This window comes from Bradyrhizobium sp. CCBAU 53415, from assembly GCF_028128735.1.
GTDB lineage: Bacteria > Pseudomonadota > Alphaproteobacteria > Rhizobiales > Xanthobacteraceae > Bradyrhizobium.
Genome location: NZ_LBJF01000027.1, coordinates 956,065 through 973,294, shown reverse-complemented (window position 1 = coordinate 973,294; position 17,230 = coordinate 956,065). Strand labels below are relative to the sequence as shown.

Here is a 17,230-nt window from a genome sequence, read left to right as displayed (position 1 = left end):
ATAGCCTCGCGCTTACGAATTCGGGCCGCTTCGCCCGGTCTCGTACAGGAACCAGATCCGCCGCTCCGTCTCGTCGATCCAGTTTTCCAGCACGCTCGCGGTGGCGACATCGCCATATTCGTCACAGAGCTCGTGGACCCGGCGCATTTCCCGTGTCAGTTGCTGGTTGTCGCTGCGCAGTTCGGCCAGCATATCCTGCGGATCGACATAATCCGCATCGTTGTCGAGAATGCGCTGCTCGCGGGCGATGTGGCCGATCGAGCGCAGCGTGGTGCCGCCGATCTTGCGCGCGCGCTCGGCGATATCGTCGGTCATGGCGAAGATCTGTTCGGCCTGCTCGTCGAGCAGGAGATGGTAGTCGCGGAAGTGACTGCCCGACATGTGCCAATGGAAATTCTTCGTCTTCAGGTACAGCGCGAAAACGTCGGCCAGCAACGCTCTCAACGCGGCGGGAATGTCCCGGTTCGCATTGGCTCCCAGATCCGTCGGGCTTTGCAGGTCTGCTTTGGTCATGGTCGGCATCCTTGTCGGAGGGTCGGAAACTTCTCGCCAGACGGTGGGCAGCCGGTCTTTCCATCCCGAAGGATCGTTTCCGGATTGCACGCCTGCCAGCGCGGGAGGCTCATTCGGTCGGCTTCATCCGCTCCCGCTGCGGCAGGGGCGAGATCGTCGCGAACACGCCATCGCGACGGATCAAGGCGTGGAACAGGGCCGCGGCCAGATGCAGCAGCACGAGGGCGAAGAACGCGAGGCCCAGATACACATGGGCATTCCAGAGCAGCGTGTGCGCCTGGTCGCTCTGCGGCAGCAGCGCCGGTATCTGAATTCCGCCATACAGGACGACCGGATAGGCCGCGGACCAGAGCATGCCGAGGCCAAGCAACGGCATGACGATCATGAAGCCGTAGAGTAGCAGATGCGACAATCGCGCGCCCAGCTTCATCGCCGGCGGAAGGTCGGCCGGCAATGGCGGCGCGCCGAAATGAAGCCGCAGCGCCAGCCTGACCAGGACGAGCACGAGCAGTGCAACGCCGAGCGTCTTGTGGATCAGGATCAGCGGCAGGTAATTCGGCGCGACGGTGGACACCATGCCGACACCGATGAAGAGCATGGCGATGATGCAGAACGCCATCAGCCAATGCAGCAGCCGCTGAATCGGGGCGAAGCGATGCGGGACGTTGCTCATGGCTTGGCGGCCTCGCTTCTCGGATAATCCCTGGCTTCGGCCGCGCGCAGATCGTAGGATTTGCGGTAGACCGACGAGCGCGCCGCCGGGAAGGGATCGTCCGACACCCGGATTCCCTGCGGCAGCACGGTCGGATCGAAGTTGATATCGCGGCAGGGCCCATCCCGCTCGGGTTCAATTCGCTGCACGACCAGCGTTCCGACCTGCACCTTGCGCCGGTTCTCCGGCCAGGCTCTGCTGGGATCAGCGGTCGGATCGCCCGGATCGGCGACAGTCGTGACCATGGTCCATCGTTGCGGCGCGGACTGTACCCGGTCCGTGATCTCCTGCTCGAGAAAATCCGGGCCGCGCCTTTCCAGCTCCGCCTGCGAGATGGCAGCAGGCTCTGCCATGGGCACCAGCGACCATCGCACGGCGTGCTCGTCGCCTTTTGCATTCGTGAAGACGAAGCTGTTGAGACTGTTGTAGGGTTCTTCTGCATAGCTTCCGGTCCAGGGAGCCGCCTTGGCCCAGGCCGCGAAAGCCGCGAATTCCGGATTTGCGCGCGTGAACGTCTTCATCGCCTCCGGATCCTTCTTGCCGGCCGCAACCAGCAGGTCGTGAAACGCCTCGGGCGTCGACACCGCAAAGAATGGCGGATTGATCATTGCCATTCGCCATTCCTCTCCGTCCGCCGCCGATATCTGGAGCCCCATGCCGCGCACGCGCACGGTCGCGTCCACCGCGTTCGGATCGGCCGTACCGAGATTGAAACGACCCAGGACCGGATAGCGGCCCTGCACGAACACCTTGGCGCGGGACAGTTCCACACCATTTCCGCTCGCTTCGAACATGCCGGTGAAGCAGATGCCCTTGGCATGATTCCGCCGGTGTCCGAGCGGCGGTCCGCTCGGAGGCGTCAACGCCGCGATCATGCGATCCGGCGTAAGACGCTCCGGCGCGAGCCACCCCGCGGTGTATGCGAAGGCCGCCGCGCTACCGCCAAGGACGGCGGCAATCAGGGTGAGCCATCCAAGGCTCGAACGTTCTCGTCCACCCGACTGGTTCATCAAGTCTCCTTGCAACGCCTCGGCCGCCTGGCGCTCGAACGCGCGCAGCTCTCCGCCCAAATGACACGACGCGAAGCTAGCTGATCGCCGCCATGCCGATCTTCCCAAACGCACCGTCAATTTCGCGAAGGCACGGCCGGCCTGCCCCTCAGCACCCCGGCGGCAGGATCGGCGAGACTCCGGGCGTCGGCGCCGCACCTGACGCGTTGGCCGGCAGCACTGTCGCAGGCGATGCCAGATTCATCGTCATTCCTTCCGCACAGGTCGAGGTGTTGGGGCTGGGGGCGACGGCAGCGCTTGGATCAATGCCCGTGCCGACGTCGCCGCTGATGACGACCGGGATCGTACCCGGAGGCGGCCCTGCCTGCACTTGCGGGATCGTGAGCGGTAAACTCGCAGCGCTCGCCACCACCCCGCCTGGCGTTGAGCTGCACGCCACCGCCACTCCTGTCCCTGACGGCGCGGCCGCGGAAATTGTCCCGGTCGAGCTCCCGTTTTGTCCCGTGACCGGTATGATTGGACCCACATTGCCCGCCGTCGGCGATCCCGTGCTCGATGCGGTCGGCATCGTCGGCACCGACGTCGGAGACGTCGATGGTGGTGCACAGACGACGACCGTCCCCGGCGTCGTCGGGTCCGAGGCGAGCGGAACCGGTGACAGCGTGGTGTCGGGCGCGTCCTGCACGGTCGTTGCGGAGAACGGACCCGGGCTATTGAGCGGTGAGGTGACGATCGCGCCCGGCACGGTCGGGAGGCTCATCGCCGTGCTGCCGGTCGTCGCGACCTGAGCTTTGCCCGTGGAGCAGCCGAGCAGCAGGACGGCAAGCGTGGCGCATACGATCCGGATCATGTCGACGCCCCCTGGCTCGCCTCATCCTTGCGAATGGTGACTCTGCTGCCCTCCGCCAGATTGACCGCCGGATTGAGCACGACTTGCTCGCCGGGCCGCACGCCCTCGCGCACCTCTATCGAAGTGCCGAAATCTCGCGCGATCGAGATCTTCTGCAAATGAACGGTGCCGTTGCGCACGACTGCGACATGAAGGCCGTTCTGATTGAAGATCAGCGCATCGGCCGGAACCGACATCGACGGCGTCTTGCGCGGGATCGACAGTTCGACCGTGCAGTAGATGCCGGGGCTCAAGGCACCGTCGGGATTGGGCACGTCGATCTCGGTCAGCAGCGTTCGGCTCCCGGGCTGCAACGCGCTCGCGATGCGCGTGACCTTCCCCGGAAATGCCCGGCCCGGAATCTCGGGAACGTGAATCTCGGCATCGACGCCCGGCGTGACGCCGAAGGCCTCGTCCTGCGGCACGAAGACTTGTGTTCGGATCACGTTCGAATGCATCAGCGTGAACATGAAGGTCGATCCAGCCTGGACGAGGCTGCCATTGTCCACGTTGCGTTGCGTGATCACACCATCGAACGGCGCCACCACACGCTGATAGGCCTTCTCCTGCTGGAGAACACGAATCTGCGCCTCCTGTGCCGTGATGTTCGACTGGGCGACGTTTACGGCGGCCTGCTGGGCGCGCAGGGTGAGACGGTCGTTGTCGCCCTGCTGCGCCGTCAACCAGCCCTGCTTGACCAGATTGCTGTCCCGCGTATTGGTGACGTCGGCAAGCTCCCGACTCGCTTGCGCCTGCTGCAACGCGGCCTGGTTCTGCGCCAGCGTCGCCTGCGCCTGCGCGATCTGCTGGTCGAGTTCCGGCGCGGTGATCTCCGCAAGGAGATCGCCCTTCTTCACGTGATCGCCGATGTCGACGTAGCGCTTCTCGATGTAGCCGCTGGCCCTTGCGAAGATGTTCGCCGCCTCGAATGCCGTCGTCGTCGCCGGCAGGGTGACCTTCGTGAACTCGGCGCTGGCGCGGACCGTCCCCACGCGAACCGCCGGAACGGCGGTCCTGATCTGCTCTGCCGATACGGCAAGATCGCGTGCGGCCTGATAGTGCCGCCAGGCGCCCACGCCGACACCGCCGGCAAGGAGCACGAGCACGGCGCCGCCGAGCCATGCGCCGCCGTAGCGGCGCCGCGGTCGCGCGTCCTTGCCGGGCAGCTCCACGATGCGGCGGCTCTCCGCATCATGCGGCCCGCTCACGTCGTGGCTATTGGTCCGCACGCGAACATCACTCATTCCGGTAACTCCTCGAACACGCCGTGGTGAGGCTTGCCGTCATTGCCCTTGCGCAGCCAGGCAAAGAGATAGGGCACGATCAGCAATGTCGTCGGTGTTGCGAACAGCAGGCCGCCGATGACGGCGCGGGCGAGCGCCGCGTTCTGCTCCTCGCCCGGGCCTCCGATCGCCATTGGAATCATGCCCACGATCATCGCGGCAGCCGTCATCAGCACGGGGCGGATTCGCGTGCGACCCGCGCTCAGCGCAGCTTCGAACGCAGTGTGCCCATTCAATTGCGCATCGCGGGCGAAGGTCACGAGCAGAATGGAATTGGCCGATGCAACGCCCACCGCCATGATCGCACCCATCAGCGAAGGCACGTTCAACGTCGTCCCCGTGATGAAAAGCATCGTCACGATACCGCAGAAGGTCGCCGGCAATGCCATGATGACGACGAAGGGATCGCCGAAGTTCTGGTAGTTCACGACCATCAGCAGATAGACCAGGATGGCGGCAAACAGCAGACCGATCCCGAGGTCGCGGAACGATTGACGCATGCTCTGGATCTGCCCCAGGACCTGAATTGAATTTCCCGGCTGGAGCCGCTTTTGAAGCGTCGACGTGACCTTGTCGATGTCGGCCGAGACGCTGCCGAGATCGCGCCCCTGCACGCTCGCATAGACGTCAAACACCGGCTGAACGTTGGCCTGGTTCGAATTGGTCGGCACAGTCCCCCGCTTGAAGGTCGCGACATTGCTGAGCAGTCCAGGCACGGTTTGTCCGCTTGCAGCCGACGAGGCCGACACCGGTGTGTTCTCCAGCGCATTGAGTGAATTGGCTCGATACTCCGGCGTCTGAACGGCGAGATAATAGGGGATGCCCGACGTAGGGTCGGTCCAGAAATTCGGCGAGACCTGAACCGACGAACTGAGGCTGACATTGATGTTGGTTGCCACCGTGCTGGCATTGAGCCCCAGCTGTGCGGCCCTTGTGCGGTCGATGTCGGCGTAGAACGCGGGAGCGTCGACCTCCTGTTGAAGATGCGCGTCGACGACTCCCGGAATCGCCGCCAGGCTCTTTTGCAGCTCCTTCGCCACGGACAGATTGTTGGCGCCGTAGCCGACGGTACGAACGTCGATCTGCGCCGGCAGCCCGAAATTCAGGATCTGGGTGACAATATCGGCCGCCTGGAAATAGAAGGTGTCTTCGGGGAATGCCGCCGGCAAAACCTGGCGGAGCTTCCTGACGTAATCCGCAGTCGGCCTGTGGCCGTCCTTGAGCGATACGAGGATCGTGCCGTCGTTCACCCCTATCGTCGAACCGTCGGTGAAGGCCAGATTGTAAGGACGCGCCGGCAGTCCGATATTGTCGACGATCAGCCCGCGATCCCGGTCCGGAATGATTTCGCGGATCTTGTCCTCGACCGCCTGGAAGATTGCCTCGGTACGCTCGATGCGAGTCCCGGCGGGCGCACGAACATGCAGCTGGATCTGACCGCCGTCGATCAGGGGATAGAAATCCCTGCCCACGTAGACAAACATGACGGCCCCGAGCCCCAGCACGAGCACGGCAGCGACCGGCACGATGCTGCGACGCCGGAGCAGGGTCGTCAGGAGTTCGGAATAGCCGTCGCGCAGGCGCTCGAAGCCGCGCTCGAACATGGCCGAGGCGCGCGAAAACACGCCGGACGAACGCTCGCCATCGCCGTGGCGCCGCTCGCCCTTCAGCAGCAGACCGATCGTGATCGGCGTGAGAGTCCGCGACAGCGCATACGACGCCAGCATGGCAAAAACCACCGCAAGGCCGAGCGGCGTGAAGAGGTATTTGGCGGGTCCTTCGAGGAATACGACGGAGGTGAAGACGCAACTGATGGCGAGCGTGGAAACGAGCGTCGGTACGGCGATTTCGGCTGCGCCGTGCAGCGTCGCCTCCGACAGCGGCATCCCCTCCTCGGTCCAGAGCCGATGCGTGTTCTCGATCGTCACCGTCGAATCGTCGACCAGGATGCCGACCGCAAGCGCCAGCCCACCCAGCGTCATCGTGTTGAGGGTCTCGCCCAGGAAATGCAGGACGATGAGCGAACACAGCATGGCGAGCGGGATGGAGATCAGGACCACGAGCGTCGACCGCCACGATCCCAGAAAGACCAGGATCATCAGCGCCGTGAGACCGGCCGCGATCGCGCCTTCGCGCAGCACACCGTCGACGGAGTGGGTGACGAAGACCGATTGGTCGAACAATTCGGTGATCTTCAGCCCGGCTGGCGCCGAAGCCCGAATCGACTTCAGGGCCCGCTTGACCCCGTTGACGACGGCAAGCGTCGAGGCGTTGCCGTTCTTGATCACGCTGAGCAGAACCGAGCGGTGACCGTCCTCGCGCACGATATTCTGCTGGACCTGAGATCCGTCCCGAACCTGGGCGACGTCCTTCAGCAGGATCGTCGCCCCATTCGCGAACTTGACCGGGATCATGTTGAGATCCTTGATCGAGGCCGGCGTCGCATTGGTCCGCACGGTGTACTGGGTGTCGCCGATCTTCGCCGTTCCGGTCGGCAGCGTCAGGTTCTGGGTATTCACCGCATTGACGATGTCGAGCGGCGTCAATCCGCGCGACAACAGCTTGTTCGGATCGATGTCGACCATGATCTGGCGATACTTGCCGCCCGCGGGCGTCGGCAATGTCACCCCGGGAACGGGAGCCAGTTGCTGCCGGATCCGGTAGATGCCAAAGTCGTACAATTGCTGCTCGTTCAATTTGTCCGACTCGAGGCTGAGCTGAAGTACCGGCACGCTCGACGCGTTGAACTGCACGATGACGGGCGGCTGAATGCCCGGCGGCATCAGGGCGCGGATGGCGTTTGTTGCCGATACGATCTGCGAGATCGCGAGATCGAGATTGACGTCCGGCTGGAAGTAGATCTTTTGAACCGACAGGCCGTTGAGCGTCTGCGCCTCGATGTTCTTGATGCCGCTGACATTGGCGCTGATCGAGTACTGGCTGTAGGTGCTGACGCGCTGCTCCATCTCCGGCGTCGAGAGGCCGGTGTAGCTCCAGATGACCGTGACGACAGGGATGCGGATCTCGGGAAAGATGTCCGTCGGCGTCGACCAGACCGAGATGCCGCCCAGGAACAGGATCAGCGCCGCGAGCACATAGAATGTGTGCGGAAACCGGAGCGCAAAGCGGACAATTCCCATGGAGACGACTACCTGGAGCGGTTGCGGGAAATTTCTGTTCAGATGACGACGAGGCGCGACCGGTCAAATGACAACGAGTTCAGCATCGCCGGCGCTTGATCACTCACGTCGAAGCGAACGCCACGCGCCTCGCGTGCGAGATGTTGTCCGGACCGGCAGGTGGCGACAGGGACGGCGACACGTGCCGCCCCTGTCCGCGGGAGCTCGCCGGCTCCTCCGTGGCACGGATCGCGGCGCACCTGACCTTTGCAAAGGCCCGAATCTCGATCTGCCGAACGCGCTCGCTGGAGATCGAAAGCTCTCGGGCAAGTTGCTCGAGCGTCGGGGGATGCTCCGCCAGCCGTCTTGCCTCCAGCACGCGCCGCTCGCGCCACGTGAGGCCGTTCAGCGCAGCGCGCAGGGCGTCGGTCCGATGCTTCATCTGATCCTGATCGGCAAGGACGGTCTCGGCGTCGCTCGCCTCGTCCACCAGCAAGGCTTCCCACTCGGAACCGTGCTCGTCGCCGCCAACACGCGCATTCAGCGACAAGTCGCCGTTCAGGCGGCAATCCATCTCCATCACGTCACGGGCCGAGACTTCGAGCTTGGTGGCGATCGCCTCGGCGACATCAGGCGTAAGCCCCGCCATCCCGCCCCGGCCATCCTTTCTCATCTCGCGGCGGAGCCGGAAAAACAGCTTCTTCTGGGCGGCCGTCGTTCCGATCTTGACCAGCGACCAGGAGCGCAGGATGTATTCGTGAATGGCGGCCTTGATCCACCACGTCGCATAGGTCGAAAATCGCGAGTTTCGACCGGGCTCGAACCGCGACGCGGCGATCACGAGCCCGAGACTGGCTTCGGCCATGAGATCGGCGAACGGGAGATTGTATCCCCTGTAGCTCCGCGCGACCTTGGCGGCGAGCCGGAGATGGCTCGTGACGAGCATGTTCGCGGCATCACCGTCCCTCGTCTCCCGCCAGCGGCGCGCAAGCTGCTGCTCCTGCTCGCGTTCGAGCAGGTCGTACCGGCCGATGACTGCGGAATACGCACTGAACACACCGGCCGCCGTACGCCTGCCCGGCTCAGCCGCATCGATCTTGCTCAAACCCGCGCGACGCATTTGCATCCTTTGCTCCCACATTCTAGCCGACGAAGGGACAGTAAGAGGCCTCCGAATGACGGCGCCAGTAAATTGAACTTAACGAGCCTGAATTCGCTTTCAGAGATCTCGACCTTCTTTCCGCTTCGCACGTGTCGCACACGGCATCGGCGGTCATCGGTGGTCACATCGGCGCGAGGCTCGCGTGAAGCGAGCGGGCGGACGCGGACGCCGTGGCCTCGCGTGATGTCGCTCCCGTCGAGACCAGGATCTCCACCCGTCCGCCCGGTGCCGGGCAAATGGTCAGGCAGAAGCCGTGCAGCTTGACGATGGCCGCGACGAGGCTCAGTCCCAGTCCCACTCCCGGCGTGTTGCGCATCTTGTCGGAGCGGTAGAACCGACGCAGCACCGCCTCGCGCTCCCACTCGCCGATGCCGGGCCCCGTATCGCGCACGCGCATGAGCACGGCCCCGTCGTCCGACACCAGTTCGAGCGTCACCCTTCCGCCCGCGGGGGTGAACTTGACGGCATTGTCCACGAGATTGGCAATCGCCTCGAACAGCAGGTCCCGATCGCCCCGCACCTTCACTTTGCGCTCGATCTCGACCTCAATCTCGATATCCTTGTCTTCGGCAATGGGTTCGTAGACGTCGCACACCTGTCGCAGGATCTCGTCGAGCGCGACGTCGCCGAAACCGGCCGTGCGGCTGCTGCTCTCGATTTCGGCGAGGCGCAGCAGCGCGGTGACGATTGCGAGCGACTGATCGATTCCGGCCATTGCCTTGTCCACGATGTCCTGAAGGTCCTCCAGCGTGGCCGCATGCGTGCGCCCGCGCTCCAATGCCAGGCGGACTCGCGTGAGCGGCGTTCTGAGATCGTGAGCGATATCGTTGCCGACACCGGCCAGAGCGTTGATCGTGGTCTCCATCTCGTCGAGCATGCCGTTGACGATCCCGGCCAGCCGCGCAAACGGATCGTCCGCATTGGTCTGCGGGAGCCGCTCGCGGAGATCGCCGGCAACGATGCGCTGAACCCTCTGGTTCACCTGCTCCACGCGCCTCTGGGCGCGGACACTCAGCCAGGCCCCGGCCAGCAGGCAGAGGCAGAATGCCGGCAGCAGCCCCAGCACCAGCGCCTGGCCGACGACGCTGGATATCTCGCGCGTCTCGTCGACGTTCCTCCCAATCACGAGGATATGGCCGCTGCCCAGCCGCCTGCCGGCGGCCTTGACGACGGCATCGCGATCCGCCGACGGTCCGACCCGGGCGAGCCGTACGCTCTGAACCGGTCCGCCGAGTTCGAACTTCGACGGCAATCGCGCGATGTTGCCGGCAAGCCGGGCCCCTGCGGCATCGAACAGCCCGGCATATTGCACGCCCCTGGAATCCTGCTTGAGATGATCTGAGATCGCGTCGATGAGGCGGCCGGGCGGCAGTTCGGCCATGGAGTTGAGCTGCGTGGCGATCATGAGGTCGGATCGCACGATCAGGTAGTCGTCGATCTTCCAGTAGATGAACGCGAACAGCCCGGCGACGAACAACGCCAGTGCGGCTGCTATCGTCGCGGCCCACAGGAACGTGTTCGAACGAATGAACTGAATCTGGCGCATCGATCCGCCGGACTTGTCAGCGAGTGCGCAGCACGAAGCCGGAGCCGCGAACGTTGTGGATGAGCTGCGTCTCGCCGGAGCCGTCGACCTTGTGACGAAGGCGGCCCATGTGCACGTCGATGAGATTGGTGGTTGCCGGCACGAATTTGTAGTTCCAGACCTCCTCGAGCAGCATCGCGCGGGTCAGCAGCTGATCGCTTCGGCGCATCATGTATTCGAGCAGGCGGAATTCGCGCGGCAGCAGATCGATCTCGCGCTCGCCTCGCCGCACGGTCCGCTCGATCAGGTCAAGCTCCAGCGGCCCGGCGCGCAACGTGGACTCTCGGCTGTCGATCGGACGGCGCAGCAACGCCTCCACCCGGGCGACGAGTTCGATCAGCGCGAACGGCTTGGTGAGATAGTCGTCTCCGCCGACGCGCAATCCGCGCACCCTGTCATCGACCGCGCCGAGCGCACTCAGCACCAGGACGGGCGTCCTGACCTGATCCTTGCGCAAGGCCTCGATGACGGTCAGCCCGTCCATTCCGGGCAGCATGCGATCGACGATCAGGGCATCGGGAGACGATTCGCGCGCCCGATCGAGACCGCCGATGCCGTCGGGCGCCCATCGCACCTCGAACCCGCGCTCGGTGAGTTCGGCCACGATCGCATCGGCGGTCTCGGCATCATCCTCGATCAGGAGAATCCGCGTCATTGTGCTGGTCCCACGTCCTGCGAGGCCTCGAGGCCGGCGGCGAAGCATGGGCTCGGTGATCCGTGTCGGCATGTTCAACGCCCGCCCGGGCCGAACACGCGAGGCAGGACCGGCATGCGACGCACCGCTGGCTCGCAGGACAAGTAACCCTGCGCGGAATGGCACGCCATTAAATAGCATGTCAGAGAACAGGGGCGCGCAGCCACCGCTGGCGACGGCGCGATGGCGATCGAATGTGCTGTCGCAGCGATCATTTCTCATCTCCATGCTGCAGGACGCTTCCACACATAAGTCCTCGGGGAGGCCGCTGTTACGCGTCGGAAGCGCAATCGTTGCGCGTTTGCACGATCGTGCTTGCCGGCAAGGTCGGAATCACGGGCCATTGAACGCAGGTGAGCAATTCGTGCGTTTTGTTGACGCGCGCTCGTCCGCACCTCCTTCGCAGGCCGGCTTGGAATGCCGGCTGTCATCAAAGGAGAAGCCAAATGACCACTCTCAAGCTCTTGTCGACCGGACTGATCGCAGTCGCCATGCTCGGGGGACCCGTCATGGCGCGGGAAAGCCATGCCGTCGCGCGATCATCCGCCATGCAAGCCGATCCGATGGCATCGGACGGGTCGGTCTATCAGGTCGGCCACGCCTGCGTTCCGGCGCCACGTGTCGGCGCGTTTGCGACGGCGCCATGGACCGGCAACAACGTTCCCTGTGAGCCGGGCCCCGGCAGCTTCTGATGCCGACAACGCAGCGGCCGGCCGGGCGGGCGTCTCGCTCGGCCGCCACCGTTCAACGATGGGGATGGGCCCGACGCCGGGCCCGCCCTCGCGTGGTCGTCGCGCCGGATCACCCTCGCCGATGCGCAGCGCCCCGCTCCTGAAATCGAATTCAGTGGGATTGCCGCGCGACCTTCCTATCTCCCCTTCACGACGGGGCTTGCTGACGGCACGAGGCTGAAGCGACGGCATCGGCCGCCGGGCATCTGGACACGAAAGGAGTCTCTCATGAAACGAGCATTGATGATCATAGCGACCGCGGCGCTCGCCTCCGCGCTGGCTGTCGGAACGGCCGAGGCACATGGCGGCGGTGGCCACGGCGGCGGTGGCTTCGGTGGCGGACATATGGGCTTTGGCGGCGGCCATATGGGGTTTGGTGGCGGCGCGCATTTCGGCGGCATGGGACATGCCGGCGGATTCCGCAGCGGAGCCCGATTCGGCGGCGAGCACCTCGGCTTCGGCGATCATGTCGCAACCGGCGGCCTGCGGCAGCACGCATTTCACCGCTATGACCGCTTCCGGTCCGGATATGGCTTCTACGGCTATCCGGATTGCTATGACTGGTACGAGCTGCATCCCGGCCGGCCGTTGCCGCTGAGCTGCAGCTAATCCTGTGAAAGGCGCCGATCGGTCCGGACCACGCCAGCGCGCAGTCCGGATCGATCCAACACCAGCGGATGGCGCCTGTGCGTCATCTCGGGAGGATGCTGGCACGCCGGATGCATCGAGTGAGGCAAGCCCTATTGCATCCACGCACGGAATCGCCGATCCAAGCTGGACAAGTGCGCCACCCGGGGCGCAGGCGCAATGGAGAGTCTCTTGGCTGAGAGCGCTCATTCGACGGTTCGGTCGCTCGACCCCCGTGGCAGGTGGTCCGAGCTGCCGCAGGCAGAACGCGACGCCGCCTATGACAACAACGCGGCCGTCAAGAACAGCGCGGCCCTGATCGCCGAGCGCAACGAGGCCTCCAGCCGGCTGCGGGGCACGTTGAACTCCAACCTCGACCTGCCCTATGGCGAACGGGCCAACAACAAGATCGACCTCTATCCGGCCGCGAAACTTGACGCGCCGTGCCTGGTCTTCCTGCATGGCGGCTATTGGCAGCGCAATTCGCGCGAACTGTTCGCCATGCTGGTCGAAGGCGTCGCCGCGCATGGCTGGTCCGTTGCGATACCCGGCTATTCGCTGGCGCCCGAAGTGTCGCTGACTGATATCGTCGGCGAAATCCCGCGTGCACTCGACTGGCTCGCCGTGCATGGTCCGTCCTGCGGCGTTGCCGGGCCGACCGTGCTGGCGGGCTGGTCCGCCGGTGCCCATCTCGTGGCGATGGCGCTCGATCATTCGCATGTCCACGCGGGCCTGGCGATATCGGGCGTTTATGATCTCGCGCCGATCCGCGATACCGGGCTCAACAACGCGCTGAAGCTGACGGATGCGGAAATCGCCACGCTGTCGCCGCTGCGCCTGCCCGTGACGCCAAAGCGGCTCGACATCGCCTATGGCAGCAGCGAGCTGCCGGCCCTCGTGAACGATTCAATCGATTTCCACGACAAGCGCGCCGCGGCCGGAGCGCCCGGCAAGCTCATTCCCGTCGAAGGCGCCGACCATTTCACCATTCTCGAGGCCCTGCGTCGGCCGAACGGCATCCTGGTGGAGGCCGCTCGGAGGTTGCTGGACTAGAACTGCGAAAACAACCCCATGCACAGTAGAGACGTCGTTGTTTTCAAAGACACATTTTTGAAGACGGATCGACGCCGACGACCGCTTTGACTCGTCGGGCAAAACAGGGGCATGATGTCATCATCGCCCCGGTTGCCGCTCCTGCATCTCAATCCAGATTTGCTCGCCGATGATGCGCACCGGATAAAGCCGCAGCGGCGGGCTCGGCCATCCCGCGGTGATTGCTCCATCGCGCAAGTCGAATGATGCCGCATGGCGGGGACAATGGAGTCGCCCCGCTGTCACCTGTCCCAGAGCCAGATCCGCCTGCTCGTGCGGGCACGCACGTTTGCAGGCAACGACGTTGCCCTCGTTCCAGATCACGAGCAGGTCGCGCCCGACGACGCGGACGATCGCCTCCGCCTTCAGCCGGTCGAGATCGCAGGCCGGAATCCATACTGCCCCATCATCCACCGAGATAGGCCTTGCGCACATGCTCGTTTTCGATCAGCTCGGTCCCGGCGCCCGACAGCACGATACGGCCGTTCTCGAGCAGATAGGCATGGTCGCACATCTCCAGCGCGGCGAAGGCGTTCTGCTCGACCAGCAGCACCGTGGTGCCGGCATCACGGATACCGCGGATGATCGCAAAGGTGCGCTCGACGATGTTCGGCGCGAGCCCGAGCGATGGCTCGTCGAACATGATCAGCCGCGGCCGCGACATCAGTGCACGCCCGATCGCAAGCATCTGCTGCTCGCCGCCGGACAACGTCCCCGCCGCCTGCCGGCGTCGCTCGGCAAGCCGCGGAAATTCCGCGTAGATGCGGTCCCGGTCGGCTGCGATCTCGCCTGAACCGCGACGCAGGTAAGCCCCCATGTCGAGATTTTCCTCGACGCTCATATGCGGAAACACCCGCCGCCCTTCCGGACAATGCGCGATTCCGCACGCCAGCACGCGCGGGGCCCTCGCACCGGTGATGTCGATGCCCTCGAACCGCATCTGGCCCGAGCGTGGCGGCACGAGGCCGGAGATCGCGCGCAACGTCGTGCTCTTGCCGGCGCCGTTGGCACCGATCAGCGCGACCAGCTGGCCGGCCTTCACGTCGAGCGAGATGCCGCGCAGCGCAGTGACGCCGCCATAGCCGCACACCAGGTCGCGGATCTCAAGCACGTCCCGCTCCATGTCCGAGATAGGCCTCGATCACCGCCGGATCGTTGCGGATCACCTCCGGCGTCCCTTCCGCGATGATGCGGCCATAGTTGAGCACCACGATGCGGTCCGAGACCGTCATCACCATCGGCATGTCGTGCTCGACCAGGAGAATCGTGATGCCGCGGTCGCGGATGCTGCGGATGAGCTCGACGAATCGGTGCGTTTCCGAGGCGTTCATGCCGGACACCGGCTCGTCGAGCAGCAGCATCGATGGTTCTGCCGCGAGCGCCAGCGCGACACCGACGAGACGCTGCTCGCCGTAGGACAGCGAGCCCGCTGCATCGTGCGCGCGGCGTTCGAGCCCGACCCATTCCAGCAGCTCGCTCGCCCGCTGACGCAGTCTGCGCTCCGAGGCACGCGCGCCTGGCAGGCCGAGGATGGCGTCGAGCAGCCTGACCCGGCCTTGGCGGTGCAGGCCGATCAGGAGATTGTCGTAGACGGTGTCGTTGGGAAACACGCTGGTGCGCTGGAAGGTGCGGATCAGACCGAGATCGGCGACCTGATGCGGCTTCAAACCGGCGAGCGCAGTGCCCTGATAGGTGACGCGGCCCGCGCTCGGCGTCAGGAAGCCGGTCATGACGTTGAAGGCGGTGGTCTTGCCGGCGCCGTTCGGCCCGATCAGGCTGACGATCTCGCCCTCGCCGACCGTGAAACTCATGTCGGAGATCGCGACCAGGCCGCCGAACCGGACGGCAACCTGCTCGACGCTCATGGCAACGCTGCGCGCCGTCATCACGCCGGCTCCTTGGCAGCGGTCTCGGCCAGGGCGACAGGCGCCAGCGTCGTCACCCCGCTCCGTCGCCGGCCGAATCGCTGCGCGAGCGACGGCACGATGCCGCGCGGCAGCACGAACAGGATCGCGATCAGCACGCCGCCATAGGCGATCCACTGCGCTTCCGGCGCCATGACCGGCCGCAGCGCAACCGGCAGCAGCCCGAAGATCAGGCCGCCGACGACCGGGCCGGCCAGCGAGCCCTTGCCGCCGCTGATCACCATGATCACCATGGTGACGGTGTTGATGAAGGCGAAGACCTCGGGATCGATGATCCGGATGTAGTGCGCATAGAGGCTGCCGGCCGCCCCCGCGATCGCCGCCGATATCACCGCCGCGATCGTCAGCGTCCTGGTCACGTCGATGCCGACGGAGACCGCCAGCGTCTCGTTCTCCATCAGCCCGCGCATCGCGCGGCCGAAATGCGAATGAACGAGGCGCGCGATCAGGAGATAGGCGATGAGCGCCACCACCAGCACGAGGTAGTAGTTCTGCATCTTGGTGCGAAGGGTCAATTCACCGAAGCCAGGCAAGGCCAGCGCGATGGAGGGAATGTTGGTCAGCGCCAGCGGGCCCTGCGTCAGTTCGACCCAGTTCAGCGCGACCAGCCGGACCACCTCGGCAAAGGAGATCGTCACGATGACGAAATAGGCGCCACGGACGCGGAACGAGAGCAGCCCGACGAAATAGCCGCACAATCCGGCGATCAGGATCGCAAGCGCGAAGCCCGCGATCGGCGGCCAGGGCGCGTGGACCAGACGGATGTCTCCGGGCAGGCCGATGTCGAAACCGAGCGACGTCAGCGCGCTGACATAGGCGCCGATGCCGAAGAAGGCGATGTGACCGAGGCTGAGCTGGCCGGTGAAGCCGAGCAGCAGGTTGAGGCTCATCGCGCCGATGACGAAGATCCCGGTCGTGATCAGCGCATTCAGGAGATAAGGATCGCGCAGCCAGAGCGGCACCGAGGCCAGCGCCGCGACGGCGAGAATGGTGATGATCGCCTTCATCCGACGCGCTCCGCGCGCGCGAACAGGCCGGTCGGCCGGAAGATCAGCACCGCGATGATGATGAGGAAGCCCATGGCGTCGCGGTAGCCCGACGAGACGTAGCCGGCACCGAGCTCTTCGGCGAGCGCCAGGATGAAGCCGCCGATCACCGCGCCGGTGATGTTGCCGAGGCCGCCGAGGATGACGATGGCGAAGGCCTTCACCGCGGCGAGATCGCCCATTTGCGGGAAGATCACGTAGACCGGCCCGAGCAGCGCGCCCGCCGCCGCGGCCAGGCTGGAGCCGATCGCGAATGTCGAGGTGTAGATCATGTCGACATTGACGCCCATCAGCGACGCCGTGTCGTGGTCCTGGAACGTCGCCCGCATCGCGCGGCCCAAGCTCGTCTTGTTGATCAGGAGGTACGTCACCAGGATCAGCAGCGCCGCGGCGGCGAGCACGAACAGGCGCAGCCAGGAGACCGACACCGGCCCGAGCACCAGCGGCGCCTCCGGAAACGGCGTCGTCACCGATTTGGCGACCCCGCCCCAGATCCACAGCGCACCCGACTGCATCGCGATCCAGGCGCCGATCATGACCAGCATCGTGGTGTCGATGTCGGAGCCACGCAGTGGTCGCAGCAAGGTCAGCTCGATCGCCGCCCCGAGCAGCCATCCGGCCAGCACGGCCACGGGCAGGGCCAGAAAGAAGTTCAGCCCGAGCTGCTGCACCACGATGAACATGATGTAGGCACCGAACGTGTAGAGCACACCATGCGTGAAGTTGACGACGTTCATGATGCCGAAGATCAACGTGAGCCCGATGCCCAGCAGCGCATAGGTGCCGCCGAGCACCAGCATGTTGATCAGATGCTGGAGGAATTCGCTCAAGACCGTTCCTGT

The 17,230-nt window shown here is 65.0% G+C and carries 17 protein-coding genes; 4 read left to right on the top strand and 13 right to left on the bottom strand.

What is annotated here, in order from left to right; all coding sequences use genetic code 11:
- Positions 1 to 12: 12 nt before the first annotated feature.
- From XH87_RS32605 to XH87_RS32595, 3 genes are all read right to left on the bottom strand, one after another.
- The gene (locus XH87_RS32605) at positions 13 to 513 is read right to left on the bottom strand and encodes a Dps family protein (protein WP_035699250.1); all 501 of its coding nucleotides are present in this window, start codon (positions 511 to 513) and stop codon (positions 13 to 15) included.
- Between the two features lie 109 nt (positions 514 to 622).
- Complete coding sequence (locus XH87_RS32600; RefSeq protein ID WP_271590401.1) at positions 623 to 1,186, bottom strand: cytochrome b; 564 nt, start codon at positions 1,184 to 1,186, stop codon at positions 623 to 625.
- Entirely contained in the window at positions 1,183 to 2,235 is a 1,053-nt protein-coding gene (locus tag XH87_RS32595; protein ID WP_271590400.1) for a catalase family peroxidase, read from the bottom strand. Before XH87_RS32595 ends, XH87_RS32600 begins: the two co-directional genes overlap by 4 nt.
- A 512-nt stretch (positions 2,236 to 2,747) precedes the next feature.
- Here XH87_RS32595 and XH87_RS32590 point away from each other — a divergent pair.
- Positions 2,748 to 3,023 (top strand): hypothetical protein, encoded by a 276-nt coding sequence (locus tag XH87_RS32590; protein ID WP_271590399.1) that lies wholly within the window; start codon positions 2,748 to 2,750, stop codon positions 3,021 to 3,023.
- A gap of 58 nt (positions 3,024 to 3,081) precedes the next feature.
- Here XH87_RS32590 and XH87_RS32585 read toward each other — a convergent pair whose 3' ends face one another.
- From XH87_RS32585 to XH87_RS32565, 5 genes are all read right to left on the bottom strand, one after another.
- Positions 3,082 to 4,368, bottom strand: coding sequence for an efflux RND transporter periplasmic adaptor subunit (locus XH87_RS32585; RefSeq protein WP_271590398.1), 1,287 nt, complete (start codon positions 4,366 to 4,368; stop codon positions 3,082 to 3,084).
- On the bottom strand, positions 4,365 to 7,547 hold the full coding sequence (locus XH87_RS32580; protein ID WP_271590397.1) for an efflux RND transporter permease subunit: 3,183 nt from the start codon (positions 7,545 to 7,547) through the stop codon (positions 4,365 to 4,367). Before XH87_RS32580 ends, XH87_RS32585 begins: the two co-directional genes overlap by 4 nt.
- A 103-nt stretch (positions 7,548 to 7,650) precedes the next feature.
- Complete coding sequence (locus XH87_RS32575; protein WP_442868328.1) at positions 7,651 to 8,652, bottom strand: RNA polymerase factor sigma-32; 1,002 nt, start codon at positions 8,650 to 8,652, stop codon at positions 7,651 to 7,653.
- Between the two features lie 157 nt (positions 8,653 to 8,809).
- Positions 8,810 to 10,234 (bottom strand): sensor histidine kinase, encoded by a 1,425-nt coding sequence (locus XH87_RS32570; protein ID WP_271590396.1) that lies wholly within the window; start codon positions 10,232 to 10,234, stop codon positions 8,810 to 8,812.
- Positions 10,235 to 10,250: 16 nt separating this feature from the next.
- Entirely contained in the window at positions 10,251 to 10,928 is a 678-nt protein-coding gene (locus XH87_RS32565; RefSeq protein ID WP_271590395.1) for a response regulator transcription factor, read from the bottom strand.
- A 485-nt stretch (positions 10,929 to 11,413) separates the two neighbouring features.
- Between XH87_RS32565 and XH87_RS32560 the strand changes: the two genes are divergently transcribed.
- The 3 genes from XH87_RS32560 to XH87_RS32550 all read left to right on the top strand — a co-directional run bounded on the left by XH87_RS32560 (position 11,414) and on the right by XH87_RS32550 (position 13,378).
- Positions 11,414 to 11,659: a hypothetical protein gene (locus tag XH87_RS32560; protein ID WP_271590394.1), complete on the top strand. Its 246-nt coding sequence runs from the start codon at positions 11,414 to 11,416 to the stop codon at positions 11,657 to 11,659.
- Between the two features lie 267 nt (positions 11,660 to 11,926).
- Positions 11,927 to 12,307, top strand: a complete 381-nt coding sequence (locus XH87_RS32555; protein WP_271590393.1) for a hypothetical protein — start codon at positions 11,927 to 11,929, stop codon at positions 12,305 to 12,307.
- Between the two features lie 210 nt (positions 12,308 to 12,517).
- Positions 12,518 to 13,378, top strand: a complete 861-nt coding sequence (locus tag XH87_RS32550) for an alpha/beta hydrolase (protein WP_271590392.1) — start codon at positions 12,518 to 12,520, stop codon at positions 13,376 to 13,378.
- A gap of 120 nt (positions 13,379 to 13,498) precedes the next feature.
- On the opposite strand, the gene XH87_RS32545 is transcribed toward XH87_RS32550, so the two are convergent.
- From XH87_RS32545 to XH87_RS32525, 5 genes are read right to left on the bottom strand one after another with little or no spacing between them, the layout of a single operon-like run.
- Positions 13,499 to 13,852, bottom strand: a complete 354-nt coding sequence (locus XH87_RS32545) for a Rieske (2Fe-2S) protein (protein ID WP_271590391.1) — start codon at positions 13,850 to 13,852, stop codon at positions 13,499 to 13,501.
- Positions 13,824 to 14,528, bottom strand: coding sequence for an ABC transporter ATP-binding protein (locus XH87_RS32540; RefSeq protein ID WP_271590390.1), 705 nt, complete (start codon positions 14,526 to 14,528; stop codon positions 13,824 to 13,826). Before XH87_RS32540 ends, XH87_RS32545 begins: the two co-directional genes overlap by 29 nt.
- Positions 14,521 to 15,303 (bottom strand): ABC transporter ATP-binding protein, encoded by a 783-nt coding sequence (locus XH87_RS32535; RefSeq protein ID WP_271590389.1) that lies wholly within the window; start codon positions 15,301 to 15,303, stop codon positions 14,521 to 14,523. The genes XH87_RS32540 and XH87_RS32535 overlap by 8 nt, the downstream gene beginning before the upstream one ends.
- Positions 15,303 to 16,349, bottom strand: coding sequence for a branched-chain amino acid ABC transporter permease (locus XH87_RS32530; protein ID WP_271590388.1), 1,047 nt, complete (start codon positions 16,347 to 16,349; stop codon positions 15,303 to 15,305). The genes XH87_RS32535 and XH87_RS32530 overlap by 1 nt, the downstream gene beginning before the upstream one ends.
- A complete protein-coding gene (locus XH87_RS32525) occupies positions 16,346 to 17,218 on the bottom strand; it encodes a branched-chain amino acid ABC transporter permease (protein WP_035699230.1) in 873 nt (290 codons plus the stop codon). The genes XH87_RS32530 and XH87_RS32525 overlap by 4 nt, the downstream gene beginning before the upstream one ends.
- Positions 17,219 to 17,230 lie beyond the last annotated feature (12 nt).